Origin of the sequence: Cryobacterium sp. TMT2-15-1 (genome assembly GCF_004402345.1) — a bacterium.
GTDB classification, from domain to species: domain Bacteria; phylum Actinomycetota; class Actinomycetes; order Actinomycetales; family Microbacteriaceae; genus Cryobacterium; species Cryobacterium sandaracinum.
In genome coordinates, this window is record NZ_SOGD01000002.1 from 1 (window position 1) to 26843 (window position 26843).

Genomic DNA, 26843 nt, shown 5'->3' on the forward strand with positions numbered 1-26843 from the left:
GCTGGCGCGGCCTTCGCCGCCGCGCTCGGCGGCGGCGTGAGCGTCAGCGTCGGCACCGCGCCGGCCGGGGCCGAACAGCTCGCCGCCGCCCGGTCCCAGCCCGTGTCCGTGCTGATCGGGCAGTCGCTGATCGTGTCGGACAACACCCTCGCAGAGATGCTCGCCCGGCTCGTCGCTGTGGAGTCCGGGGCCGGCAACACCTTCGGCGCCCTGCAGGAGTCCGTCGTCACGGCGCTCGACGCCTATGGCATCGACACGACCGGCATCATCATCCGGGACGGTTCGGGCCTCAGCGACGACAACGCCGTACCGCCGTCGTATCTCACCCGGCTGTTCGTCAAGATCAACGCCCGCGACGGCGACCTCGGCGTCATCTTCGATGGCCTACCGATCGCCGGTGGACCCACCGGATCGCTCTCCTACAGCGACCGGTTCACGGGCGACAACGCCGTCGCCGACGGCTCCGTCTTCGCCAAGACGGGCTGGATCGACACCGGCTACACGCTCTCCGGCATTATCCGGGCGGCCGATGGCACGCCGCTCACCTTCGCCGTTTACGCGCTCGGGGATGTGAGCGATAATGCGAAGCAGGCGCTCGACACCATCACCGCCGGGTTCTTCCGTTGCGGCGACAACCTGTCAAACTCCTGACTACAACCGGCGACAGAAGGAGCAATCCGTGACCAGGGCCCTGCTTATCATCGACGTTCAGAACGATTTCACCGAGGGCGGGGCCCTCGCCGTCGAGGGTGGGTCTGCGGTGGCCGCGGGGGTCAGCGCGCTGCTGGCGGAACATCCGGATGCCTATGACGTGATCTTCGCCTCCCGCGACTGGCACGACCCCGACAGCGACAACGGCGGCCACTTCGCCCGGGCCGGCGAGCCCGACTCCACGGACTCCTGGCCCGTGCACTGCGTGGCGGGCACCCCCGGCGCCGAGTACCACCCCTCGCTGCTGTTGCCGGACACGACCATCCACATTCGCAAGGGGCAGGGCCAAGCGGGCTACTCCATTTTCGACGGCATCTCGGAGGACGGCGAGAAGACGGGCGAGCTGCTCATCGCGAACGGGGTGACCGAAATCGACATCGTCGGCCTCGCCACCGACCACTGTGTGCGCGCGTCGGGCCTGGACGCGCGGGGCCATGGCCAGCATGTGCGGGTACTGACCGACCTCGTCGCCGGCGTCGCCCCGGACACGAGTGACGCGGCCCTGGGCGAGCTGGCCTATGCCGGTGCCGTGCTCGTCACCTCCGACGTGGTCGTCTGAGCGTGGGGGTGACCGACCGGGCGAGTCCGACCCCGTCGGGGCCGGCCGCGGCGGGCTCTGCTCCGACGGGCTCTGCCGGCGGGGCGCTGTTCGCGCGGCGCCTCGACGGCGTGCGGATCGCCTACGACGTCGTGCCCGGCGAGCGCCCGATCCTGCTCGTGCACGGGTTTGCGTCGACATCGCAGGTCACCTGGGTCGGCACCGGCTGGGTGCGAGCCCTGCAGGACGCCGGGCGCGGCGTGATCACCCTCGACCTCCGCGGTCACGGACGCAGCGACAAGCCGCACCGCAGCATCGACTACCTGCCCCGGCAACTCGCCGCCGACCTCGTGGTCGTGCTCGACGCCCTCGGCCTGGAGCAGGTCGACGTGGTCGCGTATTCGATGGGCTCGCGTGTGGCGGCGGCGCTCGCGCGGCTGGCGCCGTCCCGGGTGCGCCGACTGGTGCTCGGCGGAGCCGGGCCGGACGAACTGTTCGAGACGTGGCATCCGGATGCCGTGCGCCGGTTCGTGACCGACGGCACCGCCGGCGCCGACCCGTCGATCGCGGCGATACTGGGTGCCGCAATCACCGCCGGCGCCGACCGCGAGGCCCTCGTGGCCTGTGTCGGCGGGGTGGCCGGCTCCTCGCTGGACGTGCCGGCCGAAATCCCCGTGCTCTACGTCGCGGGCGGCGCAGACTCCATCCCCGCCGGGGTCGCCGAACTCGCCCGCGCGCGTGGTGCCGACTACCTCGAGCTGGCGGGCCGGGACCACGTGAACACGCTCACCTCCCGCGAGTTCAAGCGCGCCGCACTGCAGTTCCTGGCCTGAGCGCCCCCGAGTCCGGGCTGTGGGGGAGCACGTGGGGGGGGGGGTGCCCGAACCGCACAAGAGGTGCTGCGCATCCGGCTGGCGCTGCTGGGAGACCGGCCGGTGTCGGGGCTAACTCAGGAGATCCGTCCGGGCCGGCCCGGACATCCGCGCTNGCCGGCCCGGACATCCGCGCTGGTTCCGCACTGGTCCGGGGCGGCCGGGCCACCGGGCGACGGATGTCCTGAGTTGGCCACACGCGCGAACTCGGCTGGACCTGGCCCTGGTCCTGGACCTGGCCCTGGTCCTGGTCCTGGTCCTGACGAATCCGACGGAGATTGTGCCCATAACCGCGTCCAACACTCCGGAAACCCGCAGATATCGCAAAATCTCCGTCGAATTGGTTCGGAGCCGGCGGGGGAGTGAGCCCCGGCGCCTCCCCTAAGCTGGGGGTGTGCGGGCCTCGCTGCCGAGGCCGCCGAATGCCGACCGGGGGACCGTCATGACAACCGACATCCAGGATGCGATGGGTTCGGTCTCGACAGGCTCGACCACCGGATCCGGCTCGTTCACCGGCGCCCGGGGCAGGAAGTACTGGCTGGCGCCGGCCGCCGCGATCTTCGCCGTCGCCTGGGGCGGCAACGAATTCACCCCACTGCTGGTGATGTACCGACAGGCGGACGGGTTCTCCAACCAGCTGGCGAACCTGCTGCTCGGGGCCTACGTACTCGGCATCATCCCGGCGCTACTGATCGCCGGCCCGCTGTCGGACCGGTTCGGCCGCCGACCGCTGATGCTGCCCGCGCCCTGGGTCGCGATCGCGGGGAGCGTGCTGCTGGCCCTGTCCGCGGGCAATGTGCCCATGCTGCTGGCCGGCCGCATCCTCTCCGGCGTCGCCCTCGGCCTGGCCATGGCCGTGGGCACCAGCTGGGTGAAGGAACTCTCCGCGAGACCGTTCGACTTCGGGGCCGACCGTTCCTCGGGGGCACGACGGGCGACCATCGCGCTGTCCCTCGGTTTCGCACTCGGCGCGGCGAGCTCCGGAGCGCTGGCCCAGTGGGCGCCGTTCCCCGGCGTGCTGCCGTACGCGGCGCACACCGTCATCGCCGTGCTCTTCGGCCTTCTGCTGTTCGGCACCCCGGAGTCCCAGGGACGGGGCATCGCGGCCGGGGCCCTGCCGGCCGTCCACCCGGCCATCTCCCCGTACCCGCGGTTCCTGCTCCTGATCGTGCCGGTGGCGCCGTGGGTCTTCGGAACGGCCACGACCGCCTACGCCATCCTGCCGGCGCTCGCCGCGACCGAGATCCCGTCCGCGCCGGTGGCGTTCGCGGCCCTGCTCTGCGTGGTGGCACTCGTCGCGGGAGCGTCGCTGCAGCTCTTCAGCCACCGCATCACCGCCGGGCACAATGCCCGTGGCATTATGTTCGCGCTGATGCTGACCGTCGGGTCGCTGCTGCTCGCATCCGTCGCCGTGAGCCCACCCGTGCTCTGGCTGATTTTGCCGGCGGCGGCCCTGCTCGGCGCCGCGTACGGCCTGCTGATGGTGTCGGGGCTGCAGGAGGTGCAGCGGATCGCGCCGCCCGACCACCTCGCCCGGCTGACCGCGATCTACTACGGCATCACCTATCTGGGGTTCTTCGTGCCGCTGGCGCTGTCCCTGCTCGAGCCGTGGCTCGGCTACCCGGCGATGTTCGCGGGCGGGGCCGCGTTCTCGGCCGTGTCGCTGGTGGTGGTGATGCTGGTCTTCCGCCGGGACATCTCCTTGCATCGCGCCGCGGCGAGCCGATGAAATCGCGCGCGACCTGCAGCCCGCAAAAAAGTTCCACAGAATTTTCCATGCATGTGCATCCGTTTGGGGACGTGCGAGAGAAGTAAGGGTGAGAGAGGCTCCAAGAATCTCTTCAGAGTGACCCACTCACAGACCCATTACGCAGGAGGAAACGATGCACAAGTCCCTCAAGTTCGGAATGACGGCCAGCGCTCTCGGTGCTCTCGTCGCCCTCGGCGGCCTCGCTCCGGCACAGGCAGCCGACGGCCACCGGGAGGTCGTGCTCGACGTCACCGGGGTGGGCACCGACACCGATCTGCGCGAGGTGTGGCTGATCGAGGCGGATGCGTCCGGGCTGATCAGCATCGGAGTGCTCGACGGTGAGTCCGGGCGCTTCGCTATCCCCGACGGCGTCGACCTGTCGCAGTACCCGTTGGTCGACGTCTCCGCGGAACCCGACGACGGCGACCCGCAGCACTCCGGCGACTCGATCCTGCGCGGGGAACTGCGCACGGCCTGACACCACCCGCACGTGAGTGTCAGAGCGTATTGCCGAGCTTGAAGCCGTGCTCCACGTCGTTCTTGCGGGTGTACGAGAACCCGTCGGCGCCGACCGTGACGGCCATCTCGCTGGACTCGGTGCGGGCGATGACCGGCTGGGGGTTGCCGTCCAGGTCGAGCACCAGGGAGGCATCCGTGTACCAGCTCGGCACGACCGCGTTGCCCCACCAGTCGCGGCGCTGGTTGTCGTGCACGTCCCAGGTGACGACGGGGTTGTCGGGGTCGCCGGTGTAGTAGTCCTGGGTGTAGATCTCGACCCGGTGGCCGTCGGGGTCGCGCAGGTAGAGGTAGAACGCGTTCGAGACGCCGTGGCGGCCGGGGCCGCGCTCGATGACGTCCGACATTCGCAGGGCGCCGAGCTTGTCGCAGATGTAGATGATGTTGTGCTTCTCGTGTGTGGAGAAGGCGATGTGGTGCATCCGCGGGCCGTCCCCGCCGGTCAGGGCGGTGTCGTGCACGGTGTCCTTGCGGCGCATCCAGGCCGCGTAGGTGACGCCGTCTTCGTCCTGGATGTCTTCGGTGACGCGGAAGCCGAGGTCCTCGAGGTAGCCGCGGCCGAGGCCCACGTCGGGGGTGACCTGGTTGAAGTGGTCCAGGCGCACGAGGGCGCCGGGACCCTGCAGGTCGTAGCGCCAGGCCAGGCGTTCGACGTGGTCGACCGAGTAGAAGAACTCGTAGGGGAAGCCGAGCGGGTCCTCGACGCGCACGGAGTCACCGACACCCTTCACGAACCCGTTGATGCGGCGTTCGGTGCGGCAGCCGAGCTCCTGATACCAGGCCTCGGCCAAACCCACGTCTTCGGGGGCGCGCACCCGGAAGGCCATCGCGGCGACCGCGGCGACCGGGCCCTGGCGCAGCACCAGGTTGTGGTGGATGAACTCCTCGAAGCTGCGCAGGTAGATCTCGGTGTCGCTCTCCTCGGTCACGACGAGGCCGAGCACGTCGACGTAGAACGCACGCGAGCGGGCCAGGTCGGTGACGACGATGTCCATGTAGGCGCAGCGCAGGATGTCCGGCGGGGTCGCGGTCGGCGTGGGGATGGGGGTGGTGGTCATGGAATCCTCCTCATTGAGATGTCGCGGTGGTCGAGCGTGTCGGGACCCGGGACCCGAGATCAGTGGGCGCCGAAGCGGGCGGTGTGCACAGGCCCGAGGGAAACGTGAACGGCCTGCTGCTCGGTGTAGAAGTCGATCGAGCGGTAGCCGCCCTCGTGGCCGAGGCCCGAGGCCTTGACCCCGCCGAACGGGGTGCGCAGGTCCCGAACGTTGTGCGAGTTGAGCCAGACCATGCCCGCCTCGATCGACTGCGCGAAGGTGTGCGCCCGGGTGAGGTTGCTGGTCCAGATGTATGCGGCCAGGCCATACTTGACGCCGTTGGCCAGCTCGAGGGCCTCTTCGTCGGTGTCGAACGGTGTGATCGCCACGACCGGTCCGAAGATCTCCTCCTGGAAGATGCGGGCCGTCGGGGCGACATCCGCGAACACGGTCGGGGACACGTAGTTGCCCTCCGGCAGATTCTGGGGGCGGCCGCCGCCGGCGAGCAGGCGGCCCTCGCTCTTGCCGATCTCGACGTAGCTCATCACCTTGGCGTAATGCTCGGGGTGCACGAGCGCGCCGACCTCGGTGGCAGGGTCGTGCGGGTCGCCGACCACGATGTTCTGTGCCCGGGCCGCATAGCGGGCGCAGAAGTCGTCATAGATCGGGCGTTCCACCAGGATGCGGCTGCTGGCGGTGCAGCGCTCGCCGTTGAGCGAGAACACCCCGAACAGGGTCGAGTCGAGCGCGGCATCGAGGTCGGCGTCGGCGAAGACCACGGCGGGGGACTTGCCGCCGAGCTCCATCGACATGCCCTTGAGGTTCGCGGCGCAGTTGCGGTAGATGGTCTGACCCGTGGTCGTCTCGCCCGTGAACGAGATGAGCGGGACATCCGGATGCTTGACCAGTGCGTCCCCGGCCTCCTCACCCAGCCCGTTGACCAGGTTGAAGACCCCGTCGGGCAGCCCGGCGGAGCGGAAGATCTCCGCCCACAGGCTCGCCGACAGCGGTGTGAACTCGGCCGGCTTGAGCACGACCGTGCAGCCGGCGGCCAGTGCGGGGGCGAGCTTCCAGCTCTCCAGCATGAACGGGGTGTTCCATGGGGTGATCAGCCCGGCCACGCCGACCGGTTTGCGGAAGACGTAGTTGATCTGGCTGCCGGGCACCTGGTAGGTGTCGTCGGTCTGCGCCACGATCAGGTCGGCGAAGAAGCGGAAGTTCTCGGCCGCCCGCTTGGCCTGGCCGAGAGCCTGGGTGATCGGCAGGCCGGTGTCGAACGTCTCGAGTTCGGCGAGGCGGGCATCCTGGGCCTCGACGGCGTCGGCGATCTTGTTCAGGATGCGGGAGCGTTCGCGCGGCTTCATCCTCGGCCACGGCCCGGTCACGAAGGCGTCGGTCGCGGCGGCGACGGCGAGGTCCACGTCTTCCTTCTGGCCGGCCGCGGCGGTGGCGTAGGTCTGGTTCGACACCGGGTCGAGCACGTTGAAGGTCGCGCCGGAGACACTGTCGACGAACCGGCCGCCGATGTAGTGCTGGATGCGGGTCGGCAGGTTCTCGGGCACATGCTGCGCGCGGGTTCTCGTGGTGGTGGCGTCGGTCATGGCGGTCTCGGTCATGGCTCAGGCTGCTTTCGGGGTGAAGCTGGCGACAGTGAAGCCGTCGACGGGGGAGAGGTACTGCTCGCCGGCGGCCAGGAGCGTCTGCATTTTGGCGATGCCCGCATCCGTCGGCGTGATCAGCGGCGGGCGCACGAAGCCGCTCTCGATCAGGCCGCGCTGCTCGAGCACCCATTTGCCCGGGGCCGGGTTCGTCTCGACGAAAAGCAGGTCGACGAGTGGGTGCAGGCCGTAGTGGATGCGCCGGGCCGTCTCGATGTCGCCGGCCATCCACGCGTTGTACATCTCGACGTGCGCGACCGGGGCGATGTTGCTTGTGGCGCTGATGTATCCCACGCCACCGAGGGCCAGCAGGGGCAGGCAGAGCAGTTCGATGCCGCTCCAGACCAGCAGTTCGGGGCCGCAGAGCTGCAGCACCCGCGAGAAGTGCTCGAAGTCCTTGGTGGTCTCCTTGACGCCGACGAAGTTGTCGAAATCGCGGTAGAGGCGGGCGATGGTCTCCGGGGCGATGTCCACGGCGGTGCGGCTGGGCACGTTGTAGGCGACGATCGGCAGGTCCGGAAACTCCTCTGCCACGGTCTTGTACCAGACGTAGAGGGCTTCCTGGGTGGGGCGGGCGTAGTAGGGGGTGATGATCAGGGCGGCGTCGACGCCGGCATCCCGGGCCGCGGCGGTGAGCTCGAGGGTCTCGTCGAGCTTGGCCGAACCGGTGCCGGGCATGAACGGCACCCGGTCGCCGACCGCGGCGGCCACGGTGCAAATCGCGCTGGCGCGCTCGGCGATGGTCTGCGAGCTCGGCTCGCCGGTGGAGCCGCCGAGTGAGATGCCGTGCGTGCCGGAGGCGAGCTGCCAGTTCACGAGGTTGGTGAGGCCGGCGTGGTCGACGGCGCCGTCGGCCGTGAACGGGCTCATCAGGGGCGCGATAGAGCCCGTGATCTGACTCGGGTCGGTGCGGAACTTCATTGTTCTTCCTTTCGAGGGCAACGGATGCGTTCGCGACTGTTGCCGAATCGGACGAATGTTCCCGGTGTGCGGGCAACAGTCGTCCGTTACGGGAACAGTTGCGGGATTGGCTGTCAGGGGGCGGAGGCGGAGGCGGAGGGGGCGGCGTGCTGCTGGGCGAGGAAGGCGTTCAGGGTGCCGAGTCGGTGGTCGCGCGCGGCCAGTTCGATCTGCAGGGGATCGGCGCCGTCCTCGATCAGGTCGAGCAGCGCGGTGTGCTCGGCGACGGACTCGTGCGCCCGGCCGGGCACGAAGCTGAACGTGGATTCGCGCAGGGTGCCGAGCCGGCTCCAGCCCCGCTGCACCAGGTCGAGGATGTGCGCATTGCTGCAGGCCTCGAACAGGGCCGAGTGGAACTCGCGGTTCAGGCTGGTGAAACGCACCGGGTCGAAGTGGTGCAGGCACTCGTCCATCTCCGTGTTGATCTCCCGGGCGCGCAGCAGCGTTTCCGGGTCGAGTCGCGGCGCCGACAGGGCGGTGGCGTAACCCTCGACGAGGGCCAACGTCTGCATCGTGTGGGTGTACTCGGTGACGTCGAGCATGGCCACCTGGGCGCCGACGTTGCGCTCGAACGTGACCAGACCCTCCGCCTCCAGCAGACGGATAGCCTCCCGCACCGGCACGGTGCTGACACCGATCTCCCGGGCGATCTGCCCGAGCACCAGGCGGTAGCCCGGGCTGAAGCTGCCGTCGGAGATGCGGGCCCGGATCCACCGGTGGGCGAGCTGCGCCTTGCTCAGCGACGCCTCCGCGCCGGTAGTCGGGACGCCGGCCGAGCCTGCTGAGCCAGCTGCGACGCCTGCCGAGCCAGCCGAGACCGAGGCCGTCATGCCTGCTCCTCCAGCCAGACCCGATACCGGGCCTTCCATTCGGCGTTCATCGGGTAGAGCCCGTCGACGCCGTGCCCGGCCGAGACCATCGCGGCGATGAAGGTCTCCTCGCGTTCCTGCACGATGGCTGCGGCGACCACCTCCTCAACCAGGTGCGGCGGGATCACGATCAGCCCGTCGGCGTCCCCGACGATCACGTCGCCGGGCTGCACGGATGCCCCGCCGCAGGCCACGGTCAGGTCCGTGTCCCACGGCACGTGCCGGCGTCCGAGCACGGCAGGGTGCGGTCCGGCGTGGTAGGTGGGGATCTCCAGGGCGGTGACGGCCGCCAGATCGCGCACACCGCCATCCGTCACGATGCCGGCCGCGCCCCGAATCTGGGCGCGCAGGGCGAGGATGTCGCCGACCGTGCCCGTGCCGCGCTCGCCGCGGGCCTCGATCACGAGCACGTCGCCCGGCCCGAGCGAGTCGAAGGCGCGCTTCTGGGCGTTGTAGCCGCCGCCGTGCGCCTCGAACAGGTCCTCCCGCGCCGGAATGTACCGGAGTGTGCGGGCCCGGCCGACGAGACGGGCGCCCGGCCGGGTCGAGCCGAGGCCGTCGATCGACACTGAGTTGAGCCCGCGCTTGCGCAACTGGGCGCTGAGGGTGGCGGTGCCCACACGGTTGATCCGGGCCGTGAGCTCGGGGGTGAGGGCGAACGGCGGGGGCGTCTGCTCCGCTGGAGGTGCGGTGACGGATGCCGGCGCGAGCCCGGCCGCCTCCGCCGAACCCCACGCCTCGGTGCGCTGCAAATCGTCGACCCGCGGGCCGGCCCCGAACGCGCCGAACGGCACCGTGCCCTGCCGAATCGGGCTGACGAGGCGGCCGGTGCGGGGTGCGCCCGGGGCGCCTGGGGCATCCACCTCGACCTCAACGATGTCGCCGGGCACGACGACCGACGATCCGGCCGGCGTGCCGGTGAGGATCAGGTCGCCGGGCTCGAGCGTGAGCAGCTGCGAGAGGTCGGCGACGAGCCGGCCGAACCCGAAGAGCAGGTCGGCGGTCGTGTCCTCCTGTACGAGCGTGCCGTTGACCCAGGTGCGGATGCGCAGCGCTGCCGGGTCGAGGCCGGCCGCCGGCAGCAGCGTCGGCCCGACGGGGGTGAAGCCGTCGGCGCCCTTCGAGCGCAGGTTCGAGCCCTTGTCGGCGTAGCGCAGGTCGTACACGCCGAAGTCGTTGGCGCAGGTCACGTGCGAGACCGCCGCCCAGCCCTCCTCGGGCGAGACGCCGCGGGTGCGGCGCCCGATCACCAGCGCGATCTCGCCCTCGAACACCAGCAGCTCGCATCCGTCGGGCCGTTCCACCGGCGTGCCGCTGGAACTCCGCGACGACGCCGGCTTGAGGAAGTACGACGGCTGCTCCGGCGTACGGCCGCGCTGGGCGGCCCGGCTCGGGTAGTTGAGGTGCACTGCAATGATCTTGCCCGGTGGGGCGAGATCGGTGGTGGCGGTGACGCTGCTGCTTGCGCTGACGTCTGCTCTGCTGCTTGCGCTGACGTCGGAGGCGCCCACGGAGGTCGAGTTCGGCATGTTTTGCGGCTTTCTAGTCGTGCTGGGAAATGCCGAGCGGGACTCCACGGGTTTCCTTCACCACGGAGACCGCGACGAAGGAGATCGTGGCCAGCACCATGATGTAGATGCCGATCGACGGTGACCAGGCGGTCTCGTCCAGCAGCAGCTGCGCGATCAGGGGGGCGAACGCCCCACCGAGGATGGCACCCATGGCGTAGCCGATGGACACGCCCGAGTAGCGTACCTGAGCCGGGAACATCTCCGCGTAGAGCGCCGCCTGTGGGCCGTACGAGAAGCCGAGCCCGCTGGCCAGCACGACGAGCGCCACCGTGAACCAGAGGATCTCTCCGGTGTCGATCAGCAGGAACATCGGGACGGCCCAGAGGAACAGCCAGGCGTAGCCGAACTGGAACGTGCGGATGCGCCCGATCTTGTCGGACAGGATGCCGCCGATCATCGTCGACGCGAGCCAGAACACGGCGGCGATGGTGCTGGCCAGCAGCACGGGGGAGCGTTCCATGCCCAGGCCGCCGGCCTCGACCGGTTTGGTGGCGTAGGAGGAGAAGAACGCGATCAACAGGTAGCCGGCGGCGTTGTTGGCGATGAAGATCAGGGCGGTCAGGACGACCTGGCGCCAGTGGCCGCGGAAGAGCTGGCGGAGCGGGGCGGCCGATTCCTTCTTGCGATCCTGCATCTCTTTGAAGACGGGGCTCTCGTCGACCGAGCGGCGAATGATGAAGCCGACCACGATAAGCAGCACCGAGACGAGGAACGGGATGCGCCAGCCCCAGGCGAGGAAGGCCTCATCGCTCATCGTGCTGGTCACCAGGAGCATGACGCCGGTGGCGAGGATGAGCCCGGTCGGCACGCCGATCTGCGGGTATGCGCCGAAGAACCCGCGCTTGTTGACCGGGGCGTGCTCGACCGACATCAGGGCGGCACCGCCCCATTCCCCGCCGGCCGAGAAGCCCTGCAGGATGCGCAGCACGATCAGCAGGATCGGCGCCCAGACGCCGATCTGCTCGAAGGTCGGCAGGAGGCCGATCAGTGCCGTGGCCGCGCCCATGATGACGAGGGTCAGCACGAGCATGGCCTTGCGGCCGAGGCGGTCACCGAGGTGGCCGGCCACGATCGCGCCCAGTGGGCGGAAGAGGAAGCTGATGCCGAGGGAGGCCCAGGCCACGAGCTGCGCCAGACCGGCGTTGTCGTTGGCGAGCGGGGCGAAGTACAGCCCGGCCAGCACGAGGCCGGCGGCCTGCGCGTAGATGAAGAAGTCGTACCACTCGATGGTGGTACCCACCATGGTGCCGGCAAGGACCCGGCGTTCCTCGTGTCGTTTCGCGGCGGTCGCTTTCGCGGCGCTCGTTTGGTCGGTCGTCAATGCCATGGAATACCCCTTTGTATTTCCCTGTGTGGTGCTGGAATCGTGCGATCTCGAAACGGTATCACAGATCGTATATTATCTACAGGGGTAGGAACGGGGTCGTCCGGGGGAGCCTGGATGGTGCCGCCGTCTCGTGGTCCGGATGCCACTGCGCGCCGGGCCGGCTGCCACTGCGCGCCGGGCCGGCTGCCGCCGTGCGCCGAGCCGGCGGCGCCCCCGTCTGGCCCGGTGCGCCGGCGATTAGCGCAGGTCGGCCGCGATTACGGCCGCGGCCGTCACGAGTCGCGCGCCGATCTCGGCATCACTCTGCCCGGTGCCGAGGTAGACGACCGCCAGAGCCGCCGGTGCCTCACCGGGCACGACCAGCGGCACCGCCACGGAGGCCAGCCCCGGAAGGACCTCGTCATGACTGGTGGCGTAGCCGCGTGCACGCACGTCGGCGGCCTCGCCGCGGCGGGCGCTCTCGCTGAGGTTCACCCACTGGGCCGCCGTGAGCAGGGACTGGATGGCAATCCCGGGGGCACCCCGGCCGAGCGGATGCCGCGTGCCGGGGCGCTGCGCGACGGTGGCGTGCGCCTGCCGCGGTTCCACGCTGACCAGGGTGACGACCTCCGCCCGGTCCAGCACGGTCACGAAGGCTGTCATCCCCAACTCGTTCGCGACGCTCGTCAGCTCGGGCAGCGCCGCGGCCTGCAGACCGCGGGAGACACCGCGGGCGAGCGCGGCCATCTGTGGGCCGAGGCGTACGGCGCCCGCGGCATCCCGGATCACGACCCCATGGTCCTCCAAGGTGCGCAATATTCGGTAGGCGATCGAGCGGTGCACGCCGAGGGCGGCGGCCACGTCGGCAATGGTCAGGGCCTCGTCGGCGTCGGCGAGAATCTCGAGCACGCGGATGCCGCGCGACAGGGTCTGCGAATGCGGCGCTCCGTTCGGGCCGTTGGCACTCGGCCCGCTGGGCTTGCTCTGATCGCTCATCCCGTTACCCCGCTCATTGACGTCGACACGGTGCCATTCTCGCATTCGTGGTTCGTGGCCCCGGTCGCCGCAGGAGCTATGCACTCGGAGTGTGTGCGCGTGCGCGTGCGTGTGCGTGTGTGTGTGGCCAACTCAGGAGATTCGGGTGCCGCGTGGCATCCGTCGCCCGGACCAGTGCGGGGAGTGAGGGGGTGCTGCGGCGCGTCTCCTGAGTTGGCCACACCACCGTGTCGGCGTGCCCGCGCTCGCGGGTTCCCGGTCCTCGGGTCCGAATCCTCCTCGTGTATTACTCCCGCAAATTGTGGGGGGCCGTGTCGAGCCCCCGTTCGGGTCTTTCGGCGGCCCGGGCCGGCGACCCGCCAGAGTGCAGAACTTATGCCGGGTTCGCGGCGGCTAGCTCAGGAGTTCTGGGATCGGTGCGGTCGATTCGGCCCGGGCCAGTGCGAACCCGTGCGCCACAGGTGGGGGATGGTGGTTTCGCCGCGGTGAATCTCCTGAGTTAGCCACACGGAGCGCTCTCGCCACGGTGCGCGCATCCGTGCGCTGCCGCCGCGCATCCGTGCGCTGACCGGCAAGACCCGCGGGGGAGACCGGCCTATCGTGATCCGAAATGACCGCGATCTGGGTGTCCGTGTGCCTGGTCGCCGCCGTCGCGGCGTCCGGCCTGGGTGCGGCGTGCGCGCTCGCCGGGCTCCGGATGCCGGGCCGCACCCTGGTCGCGGCTCCCGCCATGGTCGTCATGACCGTCTCGTGCGCCGACATGGTTCTGCCGGGCGTGCAGCTGCTCGGCTCCTTGGCCTGGGCGGGGCTTCTGGTCGGGGTGGCGCTGCTGGCCCTGCTGGACCGGCGTCACCGCATGCCCGCCGCGCATCACGCCGTATCGCTGCTGCTGATGTCCGTGATGTGGGTCGCGATGCTGCCGGCGGCGTCGACTGAGGCTTCGGTCGGCTCGGTCGGCACGGTCGCGGTGGCCGGCGCTGGCGCCGGAACCAGTGCTCCGGCCAGTGCCACCGCTGCCGCTGCGCCCGCTGCCGCTGCGCCCGCTGCCACCGGGCCCGCTGCCACCGGGCCCGCTGCCGCTGCGCCCGCTGCCACCGGGCCCGCTGTGGGAAACGGCGCCCATGCCGGGCACGGGCGGGCGATCACCGACGGCGGAATGCTGCCGGCCGGGCTTGTGGTGCTGCTGGCTGCGGCATCCGTTGCCCTTGCGGCCAGCGCCGTGCGGTCGGCGCGCCGCCCGGCCGGGTCGGGGATCGAGCCGGCCACGCTCCGACTGGAGTCGGCCCAGCACCTGAGTATGGCGCTGGCGATGACGTTGATGGCCGCGGGGATGTTCCTGACGCTGACCGGTTACTGACGGATGCCGGGCGCCACCTGGCCGGGAGGAAGCCGCAGCCATGATCTCACCACCACACGACCGGGCCGACAGGACCGTACCGTCCCGACCGGCATCCTCGACCGTGCCGACACGTCGAGCGGTGCGGCTAACTCAGGAGATGAGCTGCGGCATCCGTAGATCGCCGCACTGTTCCGGGTGCCGGCTACCGTCCGCCGCCCGGATCTCCTGAGTTAGCCCCAGAGCGGCACGCCGGCCACTCGCCACCCGCATCCGACCGCCCGCCCTCGCAACCGGCCGCCCACCCCCGCACCCGCCACCGCCCCGCGATTAGACTGATCGGATGCCCGTCATCGAGATCAGCGACCTCAGCGATCCGCGGCTCGTGGACTACGCCCACCTCACCGATGTGGCCCTGAAGAAGGCGCGCGGCACCGAACACGGCCTGTATATAGCCGAATCGGCATTGGTTCTTGAGCGTGCGCTGCGCGCCGGACACCGGCCGCGGTCGGTGCTCACACTCGGCAACACCGCCCCGGAGGCCCGCGCCCTCGTCGGCGAGGACGTGCCCGTCTTCGTCGGCCCGGGGGCGCTTCTCGCCGAGCTCACCGGCTACGTGCTGCACCGCGGCGTGATCGCCTCGATGCACCGGCCCGAGCTGCCCGACCCGGAGTCGCTACTCGCCGGCGCCCGCCGCATCGTGATCCTCGAGAATGTGTCCGACCCCACGAACGTCGGCGCGATCTTCCGCTCCGCCGGGGCCATCGGCGCCGACGCGATCCTGGTCACACCGCGCTGCTCCGACCCCTTCTACCGTCGCGCCATCCGCGTCTCGATGGGCACAGTGCTGCAGGTGCCCTGGACCCGCGTCGGCGACTGGCCGAGTACCCGCGCGCTGCTCACCCGGCACGGTTTCCACCTCGCCGCGCTCGCCCTGACAACGGATGCCGTGAGCCTGCGCGACTTCCCCGGGCACGAGCACGAACGGCTGGCCCTGCTGCTCGGCGCGGAGGGTGAGGGGCTCACCCCGGACGCATTGGCTGCCTCCGACACCGTGGTGCAGATCCCGATGAAGCACGGCATTGACTCCCTCAACGTGGCCGCCGCGAGCGCCGTCGCGATGTGGGCGCTCTCGGGCTGACGTCCCACCCGCTACACCCGAACCCGCGCGTCCCACCCGCTACACCCGAACCCGCGCGCCCCACCCGCTACACCCGAACCCGCGCGTCCCACCCGCGCGTCCCTGTCCTGCCGGGTTTGTGGCCAACTCAGGAGATACGTCGGCCGCGTTCTGTGAGCCCCCGGACCAGTGCGGCGGGATCCGCCGGCCGATAGATTCCCCACCGGATCTCCTGAGTTAGCTCCACCCGCGGCCCGCAGCCCACACGCGCCTCTCGCTCCGCGCCGCGGCGGCACGGAAGCCTAGGCTGAGGTCATGAGCAACGAGGCTGTCATTGTCGATGTCGTGCGCACCGCGTCAGGTCGAGGCAAACCGGGCGGCGCCCTCTCGGGCGTTCACCCCGCGGACCTGCTGGCCGGGGTGCTGAGCGAACTGGTCACCCGCAACGGGCTCGATCCCGCGCTCGTCGAGGACGTGATCGGCGGCTGCGTCAGCCAGGTCGGCGAGCAGGGCTACAACGTGACCCGCACCGCCCTGCTCAGCGCGGGCTTTCCCGACTCGGTGCCCGGCGCGACCATCGACCGGCAGTGCGGATCCAGCCAGCAGGCGGCCACGTTCGCCGCGCAGGGCGTGATGGCCGGCAGCTACGACATCGTCATCGCCTGCGGCGTGGAATCGATGAGCCGCGTGCCGTTGGGCTCGTCGCTCGGCACGGCCCAGAGCCCGCAGAACCAGCAAGGCGGGCAGAGCCCGCAGAACCAGCAAGGCGGGCAGAGCCACCAGAACCAGCAGAGCGGACAGATCCCGAATCCGCACGGCACGCTGATGCGCGACCGCTACCCCGAAGGGCTCGTCAACCAGGGCGTCTCGGCCGAGCTGATGAACCAGAAGTGGAAACTGGGCCGCGGTGAACTGGATGCCTTCGCCGCCCGCTCACACCGCCTCGCCGCGGCCGCCGCCGAACGCGGCGATTTCGACGGCGAACTGCGGCCGACGACTCTGCGGGACGGCCGGGTCGTGGCCGCCGACGAGACCATCCGCCCCGGCACCACCCTCGACTCCCTGGCCGCCCTGCCGCCGGCGTTCCGCACCGACGCCCTCGCCGCCCGCTTCCCGAAACTCGACTGGCACATCACCGCCGGCAACTCGTCGCCGCTCACCGACGGCGCCTCCGCGGCTTTGATCATGAGCGCCAAGCGCGCCGCCCAGCTCGGCCTCAACCCGCGCGCCCGGTTCCACAGCTTCGCGGTGACCGGAAGCGACCCGCTCTTGATGCTCACGGGCGTGATCCCGGCGACCCGGCGCATCCTGGAGCGTTCCGGTCTCAGCATCGACGACCTCGACGCCTACGAGGTCAACGAGGCGTTCGCCACCGTGCCGCTGGTCTGGCTGCGCGAACTCGGCGCCGACCCGGCCCTGCTCAATCCGCGCGGCGGGGCCATCGCTCTCGGCCACGCGCTCGGCTCCTCGGGCACGCGGCTCCTCGGCACCCTGCTCAACCACCTCGAACTGACCGGCGGCCGCTGGGGCCTGCAGACCATGTGCGAGGGCGGCGGCATGGCCAACGCCACCATCATCGAACGGCTCTGAGATGCGCGTCGACGGATGCTCCGCCCTCATCACCGGAGCCGCCTCCGGCCTCGGGCTGGCCACCGCCACCGCCCTGGCCCACGCTGGGGCAGCGGTCGTGCTGCTCGACCTCCCCGGCACCAGTGGGGAGCAGGCGGCGGTCGTGATCGGCGGCCGGGCGTGTTTCGTGCCGGGTGACGTCACCCGCACCGAGGACGTGCAGGCCGCCGTCGACGCCGCCGCCGCGATCGCCCCGCTGCGCATTGTGGTCAACTGTGCCGGCATCGCCCCCGGCCAGCGCACCGTCGACCGCACCGGGGCCCCGCTGCCGCTGGACGACTTCGACCGGGTCATTCGCATCAACCTCGTCGGCACGTATAACGTGATCCGGCTGGCCGCGGCCGCCATGCAGGCTACCGACCCGGTCGGCGGCACGGACGGAGCCCCCGGGACCAACGGCACGGACGGCGCCCCCGGCACGATCGACCAGACGGCCGCCACCGTCCCGGAGCGCGGTGTGATCGTGAACACGGCATCCGTCGCAGCCTTCGACGGGCAGATCGGCCAGGCGGCCTATGCCGCCTCGAAGGGCGGCGTCGCCGCGATGACCCTGCCGCTCGCCCGCGAGTTCGCCCGGTCGTTGATCCGGGTGGTGGCGATCGCGCCCGGCATCTTCGACACCCCGCTGCTTCAGGGGCTCCCCGCGAACGTGCGCGAGTCCCTCGCGGCGCAGGTTCCACACCCTTCCCGGCTCGGCGACCCGGCCGCGTTCGCCGCGCTCGTGCGGCACATCGTCGAGAACCCGATGCTCAACGGCGACACCATCCGGCTCGACGGCGCCATCCGGATGCCGCCCCGCTGACCGGGGCCGAGCCTGTGTATTCCCCTGCGGCCCCGACGACGCTGACTCTTTAGGGTAGGCTTACCTAAAAGAACTGTGGGTTCTGCCCGCACAACAGTAGGGACGCAACACGATGATCTTGACACGCCGATGGGCACTGCTTACCGCTATCGGAACGGTGGCCCTGCTCGGGGTGACCGGGTGCAGCGCACCCGAGGAATCCATTCCTGGTGCGACCGACGCGTCCACCCCGTCGGGTGCGATCACGGTCTACAACGCCCAGCACGAGGAACTGACCCAGGCCTGGGCCGACGAATTCACCGCGGAGACCGGCGTCACCGTCACGCTCCGCAACGGCGACGACTCGGAACTCGGCAACCAGCTCGTGCAGGAAGGCACCGCGTCGAAGGCCGACGTGTTCCTCACCGAGAACTCGCCCGCGATCAGCCTCGTCGACAAGGCCGGCCTGTTCGCCCCGGTCGACGACGCCACGCTGGCCCAAGTGCCCAAGCAGTTCCAGCCGTCCACCGGCACCTGGACCGGTATCGCCGCCCGCTCGACCGTGTTCGCCTACAACCCGAGCATGATCAGCGCGGACGAACTGCCGGCCTCGCTGCTCGACCTCGCCGACCCGGCCTGGGCCGGCCGCTGGGCCGCGTCGCCCTCCGGCGCCGACTTCCAAGCCATCGTCAGTGCGCTCCTCGAGCTCAAGGGCGAAGCCGCAACGAGCGACTGGCTCGCGGCCATGAAGGAGAACGCGGTCGTCTATAAAGGCAACAGCACCGTGATGAAGGCCGTCAACGCGGGTGAGATCCCCGGCGGCGTGATCTACCACTACTACTGGTTCGCAGACCAGGCCGGTACCGGCGAGAACAGCTCCAGCACCCAGATGCACTACTTCAAGAGCCAGGATCCCGGTGCGTTCGTCAGCGTCTCCGGCGGCGGAGTGCTCGAGACCAGCGCGAACCCCGTGGCCGCTCAGGCGTTCCTCGCTTTCATCACCGGCAAATCCGGCCAGGAAATCCTGAAGACCGGCACCTCGTTCGAATACCCCGTCTCCGACGCGGTCGATGCGAACCCCGCGCTGGTGCCGCTCCGCGAACTCGACGCCCCCGTCATCGACCCGTCCAAACTCAACAGCACCAAGGTCACCGATCTGATGACCGAGGCCGGTTTCCTCTAGGCTGAAACTGGTGATACCTGCAGCCCCCTCGACCGCGAAACCGGCGCCCGACCCGTCGGACACCGGTAGCGGAGCCATCGCCGAAACCGGCGCAACGGGGCCAGCGGGGCGCACGGATGCCGCCGTCCGGGTCGGCAAACGACCCTCACCATTCATCGTGGCGGCCGCCGTCACCGTGTCCGTGCTCGGGCTTCTTCCGCTGGGCTACGTCATCGTCACCGGTATCTTGACCGGCTGGCCAACCCTCTCGGCGCTCGTGTTCCGGCCGCGGGTCGGCGAGCTGCTCCTGAACACGATCGGGCTGGTCGTGATCACCGTGCCGCTGACCGCGGCGATCGGGGTGGCCGCCGCCTGGCTGGTCGGCCGTACCTCCCTGCGCGGCCACCGGGTGTTCGCCGTGCTCCTGGCGACGCCGCTCGCGGTGCCGGCCTTCGTCAACAGCTATGGCTGGGTGAGCGCCGTACCCTCCTTGAACGGGCTCTGGTCCGGGGTTCTGATCGCCACCCTGTCGTACTTCCCGTTGGTCTACCTGCCCTGCGTCGCCGCGCTCCGGCGGCTGGACCCCACGGTCGAAGAGGCAGCCGAGTCGCTCGGCAGCGGTGCCTGGGGCGTCTTCTTCCGCGTCATCCTGCCGCAGTTGCGGCTGCCGATCCTCGGCGGCGCCCTGCTGGTGGGGCTGCACCTGCTCTCCGAATACGGTGCGTTCGCGATGATCCGCTTTGACACCTTCACCACCGCCATCGTGGAGCAGTACCGGTCCACGTTCAACGGCCCCGCAGCCAACGCCCTCGCCGGCGTTCTCGTGCTGCTGTGCCTGTTCCTGTTGATCGGGGAGTCCGGTGCTCGCGGACGCTCCCGGTACGCCCGCATCGGCTCGGGTGTGGCCCGGGTCACGCCGCGGCGCTCCCTCCGCGCCTTCACGCCGGTCGGCTACCTGTTCCTCGGCGGGCTGTTCGCACTCGCGATCGGAGTCCCGTTCTGGAGCGTCATCCGCTGGCTCTACCAGGGCGGCTTGGCCGTGTGGACCGATGCCGTGTTGGCCCAGGCCCTGCTGCAGACCGTGGGCTACGGCCTCGTCGGCGCCGCGGTCACCTGTGTGCTCGCGTTCCCGATCGCATTCCTCGCGGTGCGCTACCCGAGCCGGCTGTCCCGCGGCCTCGAATCGGTCAACTACCTCACCAGCTCCCTCCCCGGAATCGTCACGGCCCTCGCGTTGGTGACCATCAGCATCCGTTTCGTGCAGCCGCTCTACCAGACCACCGTGCTGGTGATCGTGACGTACCTGCTGATGTTCCTGCCGCGCGCGCTGGTGAACCTCCGGGCCGGGCTCGCACAGGTTCCGGTCGGACTGGAGGAGGCGGCCCGGTCGCTCGGCAAGCATCCGTTCGCCGCGTTCCTCAGTGTCACCACCCGCTTCTTCGCACCCTCGGCCCTGGCCGCGGGTGCGCTCGTGTTCCTCGGCATCGTCACCGAGCTGACCGCTACGCTGCTGCTGGCCCCGAGCGGCACCCGCACCCTCGCGATCCAGTTCTGGTCGAAGGTGAACGACATCAACTATGTCGGCGCCGCGCCCTACGCCCTGCTGATGATCGTGCTGAGCCTGCCGGTCACCTACCTGCTGTTCGCCCGCTCCCGGCTGACGAGCGTGTCGTGACCGCCGCCATCGAACTGTCCGGGGTCAACAAGAGCTTCGGCAGCGCCCGTATCCTCGAGGACATCGCCCTCTCGGTGCCGGAGGGTAGCCGCACGGTCGTGGTCGGCTCGTCCGGGTCGGGCAAGACCACCCTGCTGCGCCTGATCAGCGGCTTCGAGCTGCCCGACTCGGGCACCATCAGCGTGCTCGGCCGCACCGTGGCCGGCCCGGGAGTGGCCGTGGCCGCGCATCGGCGCGGGATCGGCTTCGTCGCGCAGGACGGCGCCCTGTTCCCGCACCTCACCGTGGGGCAGAACATCGCGTTCGGCCTCGGCCCGGCGCTCCGCGGCGGCACGCGCAAGCAACGCGCCCGTGCCGTGAGCGAGTTGCTCGAGATGGTGTCGCTGAGGCCCGACTTCGCCGCCCGCCGCCCGGACGAGCTGTCCGGCGGCCAGCAGCAGCGCGTGGCCCTGGCACGGGCCCTCGCCCGCCAGCCGCGGGTGATGCTCCTCGACGAACCGTTCTCCTCCCTCGATGCCGGTCTGCGGGCGGCAACCCGCGACATCGTCGCCGAAACGCTGGAGCGCGCCGGCATCACCACGGTGCTCGTCACCCACGACCAGGCGGAGGCGATGAGCTTCGCCCACCAGCTCGCGGTGCTCCGCGACGGCAACCTCTGCCAGGTCGGGCCGCCGCGTGAGGTCTACTGGCGCCCCGTCGACCTGTTCACGGCCCGGTTCCTCGGCGACGCGGTCGTGCTGCCGGCCACCATCTCGGACGGCTTCGCCGCCTGCGCGCTGGGCACGGTCGCCGTCGCCCCCACCAGCCTGCGCGGCGACGCCTGCATCATGCTGCGCCCGGAGCAGATCATGGTCGAGCATTGCGAGTCCGGAGGGGTGGATGGCGCCTCCGCCGCCTCCTGCACCGGCCAGGTCGAAGCGGTCGATTTCTACGGGCCCGAGGTGCAGCTGGCGGTGCGCCTGTTCTCCGGGGGCGCCCCGGCGCCCGGTTTTCCCCAGAGTTTCGGAACGCAGAGCTGCGGAACGCAGAGCCCCGGAACGCTGGTGCACGTAAGGCAGCACGGCACGATGGGCACCGTCGTGGGCAGCCGGGTCAGCCTCACCGCCCGCGGCACAGCCACCGCGTTCGCCGCCCGCCCCTGACCTTCGCCCTGCCCCTCGCCGTGCCGCCCCGTCGGACCCTGACCCTCGCCGTGCCGTCAGAGGCTCAGCGCCAGGTTCCCCACTACTCCGCGGCGTGCGCCTCGAGGAACTCGTAGACCTCGGTGTCGTCGACGCCGGGGAAGGTACCGCTGGGCAGCGGCGACAGCACGTGCGCGTGCAGCCGGGCGCTCGGCCAGGCCTTGCCGGCCCAACGCGAGGAGACCTCGGAGGCCGGGCGGCGACAGCAGGACTCGTCCGGGCAGCGGGACACCGCCCGCTGCGTGGTCTCCCGGCCGCGGAACCACTTGGCCTGAACGAAGGGCACGCCGACGCTGATCGAGAACTCGCCGGCATCCGTCGCCCCGGTCTGGGTGGCGCACCAGAAGGTGCCGGCCGGCGTGTCGGTGTACTGGTAGAACTCGGTGGTGCGGTTGGTGTGGGTGAAGGCGCTCCGGGCGCTCCACTGCTTGCAGACGAACTGGCCCTCGATCGAGCCGGTCACGTCGGCCGGCAGGGGAAGGTCGTCGTTCTCGTAGCCTTTCTGCAGGGCGCCGTCGCCGGTGACGCGTAGGAAGTGCAGCGGCATCTCCAGGTGCGAGGTGGCCAGGTTCGTCAGTCGCAGCGCCGCGGCCTCATGGGTCACCCCGAAGGCGTCGCGGAAGTCCTCGACCGAGAGTTCGCGTTCGCGCTTGGCGTGGGAGAGGAACGCGACGGATGCCGTCTGTGGCATCAGGCAGGCGGCCGCGAAGTAGTTGATCTGCAGCCTCTGCCAGAGGAACTCGGCGTAGCTGCCCGGCCGCTCGTGGCCGAGCAGCCGGTGCCCCATGGCCTGCAGCGCCATCGAGCGCAAGCCGTGACCGCCGGGGATCGACGCCGGCGGCAGGTAGATGCGGTGATTGACCAGGTCGGTGACCGACCGGGTCGAGCCGGGCAGGTCATTGACGTAGATGAGGTTGAAGCCGAGCTGCTCGGCCATCACGCTGACCTCCCGGTGGGTGAGGGCGCCCGACACATGCCCGGATGCCCGCACTCGGTCCTCGGCGAGCTGCTCGATGTCGGGCATGAAATTATCTTGTTCGCGCATCCGTTCGCGCAGTTCCGTGTTCGCGCGGCGGGCCTCTTCCGGCGTGGCGATGGCCTCGCTGGCGCGGCGGGCGAGTTCGCGGTGCAGGCCGAGGAGGGACTCGAGCGCCGCCATCGGCATGCCCTTGGTCATCTTCACCCGCGGCAGGCCGAGGGCGCCGTAGAGCGGATTGCGCTGCGCGCGCTCCAGCTCGATCTCGAGTGCGGCCCGCGTGTTCGGCGCTTCGTTTTTGAGCAGGTCGGTGAGCTCCACGTCGACGGCGGTGGCGATGTCCTGCAACGTCGACAGCTTGGGGGAGCGGCGGCCGTTCTCGATCAGGGAGAGCTGGCTCCCGGCCATGCCGACCTGCTCGCCGAGCTGGTCGAGCGTGAAGCCACGCTCGGCCCGGAAATGACGGACACGGAGTCCCAGGGTGATCAGATCAGCGGCACGTGTCGACATTCCTTAACGATAACGAAAGATTCGCTGTTCTTAACCTGAGCACTTCCGGCACCGGTGGCATCGGTGGATCATTGTGGAGAGGGAGGGCGTATTTGCGTCCCCCCACGACTGCAGACCACTGGTTCACGCCGGATTGACCACGAAAGGCCAGGAGATGACGATCGCGAATTCCCGAGTCGAGACCGGCGGGGGCGAGTCCCGCTATGTCGCCGGCACCACCGACCCCAACCTTCAGGCCTGGGTGGACGAAATTGCCCGGCTGACCCAGCCCGACGCCGTCGTCTGGTGCGACGGATCGTTGCGCGAAGCCGACGTGCTTGCGAAACAGCTCGTAGCCGAAGGCAAGCTCATCCACCTGAACCCGGAGTGGCGCCCCAACAGCTACCTGGCCCGCACGAGCCCGTCGGACGTGGCGCGCGTCGAGGACCGCACCTTCATCTGCTCGGTCGACCCGGGCGATGCCGGCCCCACCAACAACTGGGCCGACCCGGACGCGATGCGGGGCGAGCTGCAGGGAGTCTTCGCGGGCAGCATGCGCGGGCGCACGATGTACATCGTGCCGTTCTCGATGGGCCCGCTTGGCGGCCCCATCTCCCAGCTCGGCGTGGAGATCACCGACTCGCCCTACGTGGTGCTGAACATGGGCATCATGACGCGCATGGGCCAGAAGGTGCTGCACATGATCGAGGCCGGAGCCCCCTGGGTGCACACCGTGCACAGCGTGGGCTACCCGCTGGTCGACGCCGAGGGGCGCCGCCGTGGGGACGTCTCCTGGCCGTGCAACGACACCAAGTACATCGTGCAGTTCCCGGAGACCCGCGAGGTGTGGTCCTTCGGCTCGGGCTACGGCGGCAACGCGCTGCTCTCGAAGAAGTCGTTCGCGCTGCGGATCGCATCCGTCATGGCCCGCGACGAGGGCTGGCTGGCCGAGCACATGCTCCTGATCAAGGTCACTTCCCCGGAGGGCGGGGTGTCGCACCTGGCCGCGGCGTTCCCGTCGGCCTGCGGCAAGACGAACCTGTCGATGCTGCGCCCGACCATCCCCGGGTGGAAGGTCGAGACCATTGGCGACGACATCGCCTGGCTGCGCCCCGGGCCCGACGGGAGGCTGTACGCGATCAACCCGGAGGCCGGCTTCTTCGGTGTGGCCCCCGGAACCGGCGAGGTCACCAACCCGACCGCCGTGGCCACCGTCTGGGGCAACACGATCTTCACGAACGTCGCGCTGCGCGACGACGGCGACGTGTGGTGGGAGGGTCTGACCGAGACCACTCCCAGCCACCTGATCGACTGGGAGGGCAAGGATTGGACGCCCGCCTCCGGCCGCCCGGCCGCCCACCCCAACTCCCGCTTCACGGTCGCTGCGGCGCAGTGCCCGTCGATCGCCGACGACTGGGAGGCCTTCGGCGGCGTGCCGATCGACGCCATCCTCTTCGGCGGACGCCGCGCGACGAACGTGCCGCTGGTGGCCCAGGCCCGCAGCTGGAAGCACGGCGTGTTCATGGGCGCGACCATCTCCTCGGAGAAGACCGCGGCCGCCGAGGGCACCGTCGGCGAGTTGCGCCGGGACCCGTTCGCGATGCTCCCCTTTTGCGGCTACAACATGGCGGACTACTGGGCGCACTGGCTCAAGGTCGGCCGTGGTCTCGGCGGCAAGGCGCCGGAGATCTTCCAGGTGAACTGGTTCCGCAAGGGCGCGGACGGAAGCTTCCTCTGGCCCGGTTTCGGCGAGAACTCCCGCGTGATCGAGTGGATCGTGCGCCGCGTCGAAGGCTTCGCGGACGCCGTGGACACCCCGATCGGACACCTTCCGGTCCAGGGTGGCCTCGACCTGAAGGGTCTGGACCTGGCCGACGCGGATGTCGAGCAGCTCTTTGCGATCGACCCGGCCTCCTGGCTGGCCGAGTGCGACCTCACCGAGGAGTACTTCGCCAAGTTCGGTGACCGGGTGCCGCCGGCGCTGCTCTCCGAGCTCGCGAGCGTGCGCTACAACCTCCGAAACGCGTAGCGGGGCTCGGCGCTGCTGGTGCGCTGCGGCATCCGTTGCCTGACGAATTCGACGGAGATTTTGCTGCCGTGGGGCTGTTTCGGGTGTGTAAACCGCTTCAGATCCGAAAATCTCCGTCGAATTGGTTCACGAGCGCCTGCAGTGGGGGGCCTGTGGGGCCGGGGGCAGTCGTACGATGCTGCCAGTCGGGCAGCGGTGCCCGACGGGAAGTCGCAGGTTGCGATGCATGACGACGGCGCACTCGTGGAGAAACGCATCGACCGGTTCGTGCGGGAGCGGCTGCGCCCGGCGGTGCACCGGGCATCCGTGCCGTTGCGGGCCGGCGCCGGTATCCCCGAGGCGGTCGCGGAGGGGTGCCGGCTGAACCTGCCGCTTTGTTCGGTGACCGGGGTGAGAGCGGCCCGCGTGGATCCGTTGATCGAGGTCGACCACCCGGCCGTCGTGGTCGAGGCGGTCAAGCTGGTCGAGGACCACAGCGGGGATCTGATCGTGCGGCTCTACGAGGCGCACGGGTCGCGGGTGCGGGCGCGGGTCATCCGTCACTTCGCCGCGACGGATGTCACCGAAACCGACCTGCTGGAACGCCCCCTGGCCGCGCCGCGGGCTCCGTTTGCCGCCGATGGCTCCGCGCTGACGCTCGAGCTGCGTCCCTTCCAGCAGGTCACCCTGCGCTTCGCACGCCGCTGACCGCCCGCGGTCCCGGCCGCCCTGGTTCCCGCCCTGGTACCCGCCCTGGTTCCCGCCCTGGTTCCCGCCCTGGTTCCCGCCCTGCTACCCGCCGTCCGCGCGCTGACAGGGTCACATGCGCCTAACGAATTCGACGGAGATTTTGGCTGGATCGGGTGTTTCAGGCCCAAAACTGGCGGTTTAGACTAAAATCTCCGTCGAATTGGTTCGGGCAGCCCAGGCTAAACGAGCAGCTGGTGCTTGGCGAGCTCGCGGTAGAGCGGCGTCGAGGCGACCAGTTCGGAGTGCGTGCCGGTGCCGATGACCTGGCCGTGGTCGAGCACCACGATCTGGTCGGAGTCGACCACGGTCGACAAGCGGTGCGCGATCACGATCAGGGTACGGTCCACGGCGACCGCGTCGATTGCGGCCCGCATCTTCTGCTCGTTGACGCCATCGAGACTCGAGGTGGACTCGTCCAGCAGCAGGATGGGCGGCGCGGCCAGCAGGGCGCGCGCGATCGCCAGCCGCTGGCGTTCGCCGCCGGAGAGCATCACGCCGGACTCGCCGACCGCCGCGCCCAGCCCGGCCGGGTCGCGCTCGAGCACCTCGGAGAGGTTCACGGCGTGCAGCACGGCGATGCACTCCTCGTCGGTGGCGTCGGGCGTGGACAGGGTCAGGTTGTCCCTCAGCGAACCGGCCAGCACGGGGGCATCCTGTTCGACGTAGCCGATCTGCGAGCGCAGCGCGGTGCGGTCGAGGGTGCGGATGTCCAGTCCCCCCATGCGCACAACGCCTCCGGTCGGGTCGTAGAAGCGCTCGATCAGGGCCAGGATGGTGCTCTTGCCGGCACCGGACGGGCCGACCAGGGCGGTGCGCTTGCCGCGCGGGGCGTCGAAGGAGACGCCGCGGAGCACCGGGCGGGGCTTGCCGGCGGCGTCGGCGTCGCTGCGCTCGGTCGCCCGTTCGGTCGCCTGCTCGGCAGCACGGTCGGCGGCGGCGTGCGCGGTCGCCC

General features: G+C 70.1%; 23 protein-coding genes. 14 read left to right on the forward strand and 9 right to left on the reverse strand.

Going from position 1 to position 26843, the window contains the following annotated elements:
• The 5 genes from E3O62_RS00015 to E3O62_RS00035 all read left to right on the forward strand — a co-directional run.
• The coding region (locus E3O62_RS00015) for a D-alanyl-D-alanine carboxypeptidase (RefSeq protein ID WP_174720083.1) at positions 1-651 on the forward strand (651 nt) is incomplete at its 5' end.
• Between the two features lie 28 nt (positions 652-679).
• Positions 680-1270 carry an isochorismatase family protein gene (locus E3O62_RS00020; RefSeq protein WP_134397116.1) on the forward strand — a complete coding sequence of 197 codons (591 nt, stop codon included), beginning with the start codon at positions 680-682 and terminating at the stop codon, positions 1268-1270.
• A gap of 2 nt (positions 1271-1272) precedes the next feature.
• Positions 1273-2082 (forward strand): alpha/beta fold hydrolase, encoded by an 810-nt coding sequence (locus tag E3O62_RS00025; protein ID WP_241973215.1) that lies wholly within the window; start codon positions 1273-1275, stop codon positions 2080-2082.
• Between the two features lie 481 nt (positions 2083-2563).
• Positions 2564-3850, forward strand: a complete 1287-nt coding sequence (locus E3O62_RS00030; protein ID WP_198410545.1) for an MFS transporter — start codon at positions 2564-2566, stop codon at positions 3848-3850.
• Positions 3851-4004: 154 nt separating this feature from the next.
• Positions 4005-4349 (forward strand): anti-sigma factor domain-containing protein, encoded by a 345-nt coding sequence (locus E3O62_RS00035; protein ID WP_134397117.1) that lies wholly within the window; start codon positions 4005-4007, stop codon positions 4347-4349.
• Between the two features lie 19 nt (positions 4350-4368).
• On the opposite strand, the gene hpaD is transcribed toward E3O62_RS00035, so the two are convergent.
• From hpaD to E3O62_RS00070, 7 genes are all read right to left on the reverse strand, one after another.
• On the reverse strand, positions 4369-5445 hold the full coding sequence (gene hpaD, locus E3O62_RS00040) for a 3,4-dihydroxyphenylacetate 2,3-dioxygenase (protein ID WP_134395640.1): 1077 nt from the start codon (positions 5443-5445) through the stop codon (positions 4369-4371).
• Between the two features lie 59 nt (positions 5446-5504).
• Complete coding sequence (gene hpaE, locus E3O62_RS00045) at positions 5505-7025, reverse strand: 5-carboxymethyl-2-hydroxymuconate semialdehyde dehydrogenase (RefSeq protein WP_134397133.1); 1521 nt, start codon at positions 7023-7025, stop codon at positions 5505-5507.
• Positions 7026-7043: 18 nt separating this feature from the next.
• Positions 7044-8003: a 4-hydroxy-tetrahydrodipicolinate synthase gene (dapA, locus tag E3O62_RS00050; protein ID WP_134397118.1), complete on the reverse strand. Its 960-nt coding sequence runs from the start codon at positions 8001-8003 to the stop codon at positions 7044-7046.
• Between the two features lie 113 nt (positions 8004-8116).
• A complete protein-coding gene (locus tag E3O62_RS00055; RefSeq protein ID WP_134397119.1) occupies positions 8117-8872 on the reverse strand; it encodes a GntR family transcriptional regulator in 756 nt (251 codons plus the stop codon).
• Positions 8869-10440, reverse strand: coding sequence for a fumarylacetoacetate hydrolase family protein (locus tag E3O62_RS00060; RefSeq protein WP_134397120.1), 1572 nt, complete (start codon positions 10438-10440; stop codon positions 8869-8871). The genes E3O62_RS00055 and E3O62_RS00060 overlap by 4 nt, the downstream gene beginning before the upstream one ends.
• A 13-nt stretch (positions 10441-10453) precedes the next feature.
• Positions 10454-11809, reverse strand: a complete 1356-nt coding sequence (locus tag E3O62_RS00065; RefSeq protein ID WP_134397121.1) for an MFS transporter — start codon at positions 11807-11809, stop codon at positions 10454-10456.
• 237 nt (positions 11810-12046) lie between these two features.
• On the reverse strand, positions 12047-12784 hold the full coding sequence (locus tag E3O62_RS00070; RefSeq protein ID WP_134397122.1) for an IclR family transcriptional regulator: 738 nt from the start codon (positions 12782-12784) through the stop codon (positions 12047-12049).
• Positions 12785-13394: 610 nt separating this feature from the next.
• Here E3O62_RS00070 and E3O62_RS00075 point away from each other — a divergent pair.
• The 7 genes from E3O62_RS00075 to E3O62_RS00105 all read left to right on the forward strand — a co-directional run bounded on the left by E3O62_RS00075 (position 13395) and on the right by E3O62_RS00105 (position 21629).
• On the forward strand, positions 13395-14141 hold the full coding sequence (locus tag E3O62_RS00075) for a hypothetical protein (protein ID WP_134397123.1): 747 nt from the start codon (positions 13395-13397) through the stop codon (positions 14139-14141).
• Positions 14142-14463: 322 nt separating this feature from the next.
• Positions 14464-15261: an RNA methyltransferase gene (locus tag E3O62_RS00080; RefSeq protein ID WP_134397124.1), complete on the forward strand. Its 798-nt coding sequence runs from the start codon at positions 14464-14466 to the stop codon at positions 15259-15261.
• A 294-nt stretch (positions 15262-15555) separates the two neighbouring features.
• A complete protein-coding gene (locus E3O62_RS00085) occupies positions 15556-16830 on the forward strand; it encodes a thiolase family protein (protein WP_134397125.1) in 1275 nt (424 codons plus the stop codon).
• Between the two features lies 1 nt (position 16831).
• Positions 16832-17671 (forward strand): SDR family NAD(P)-dependent oxidoreductase, encoded by an 840-nt coding sequence (locus E3O62_RS00090; RefSeq protein WP_134397126.1) that lies wholly within the window; start codon positions 16832-16834, stop codon positions 17669-17671.
• Positions 17672-17783: 112 nt separating this feature from the next.
• Complete coding sequence (locus tag E3O62_RS00095) at positions 17784-18833, forward strand: iron ABC transporter substrate-binding protein (RefSeq protein WP_134397127.1); 1050 nt, start codon at positions 17784-17786, stop codon at positions 18831-18833.
• A 10-nt stretch (positions 18834-18843) separates the two neighbouring features.
• Positions 18844-20487, forward strand: a complete 1644-nt coding sequence (locus tag E3O62_RS00100; RefSeq protein WP_370448867.1) for an ABC transporter permease — start codon at positions 18844-18846, stop codon at positions 20485-20487.
• Entirely contained in the window at positions 20484-21629 is a 1146-nt protein-coding gene (locus tag E3O62_RS00105; protein ID WP_134397128.1) for an ABC transporter ATP-binding protein, read from the forward strand. The genes E3O62_RS00100 and E3O62_RS00105 overlap by 4 nt, the downstream gene beginning before the upstream one ends.
• 82 nt (positions 21630-21711) lie before the next feature.
• Here the strand turns inward: E3O62_RS00105 and E3O62_RS00110 are convergent, their stop codons facing one another.
• Positions 21712-23154: a helix-turn-helix domain-containing protein gene (locus E3O62_RS00110; RefSeq protein ID WP_134395628.1), complete on the reverse strand. Its 1443-nt coding sequence runs from the start codon at positions 23152-23154 to the stop codon at positions 21712-21714.
• 154 nt (positions 23155-23308) lie between these two features.
• Between E3O62_RS00110 and E3O62_RS00115 the strand changes: the two genes are divergently transcribed.
• Positions 23309-25162 carry a phosphoenolpyruvate carboxykinase (GTP) gene (locus E3O62_RS00115; protein WP_134397129.1) on the forward strand — a complete coding sequence of 618 codons (1854 nt, stop codon included), beginning with the start codon at positions 23309-23311 and terminating at the stop codon, positions 25160-25162.
• Between the two features lie 222 nt (positions 25163-25384).
• Positions 25385-25849: a glycosyl hydrolase-related protein gene (locus tag E3O62_RS00120; protein ID WP_134397130.1), complete on the forward strand. Its 465-nt coding sequence runs from the start codon at positions 25385-25387 to the stop codon at positions 25847-25849.
• A gap of 221 nt (positions 25850-26070) precedes the next feature.
• Here the strand turns inward: E3O62_RS00120 and E3O62_RS00130 are convergent.
• The coding region (locus tag E3O62_RS00130) for an ATP-binding cassette domain-containing protein (RefSeq protein ID WP_134397131.1) at positions 26071-26843 on the reverse strand (773 nt) is incomplete at its 5' end.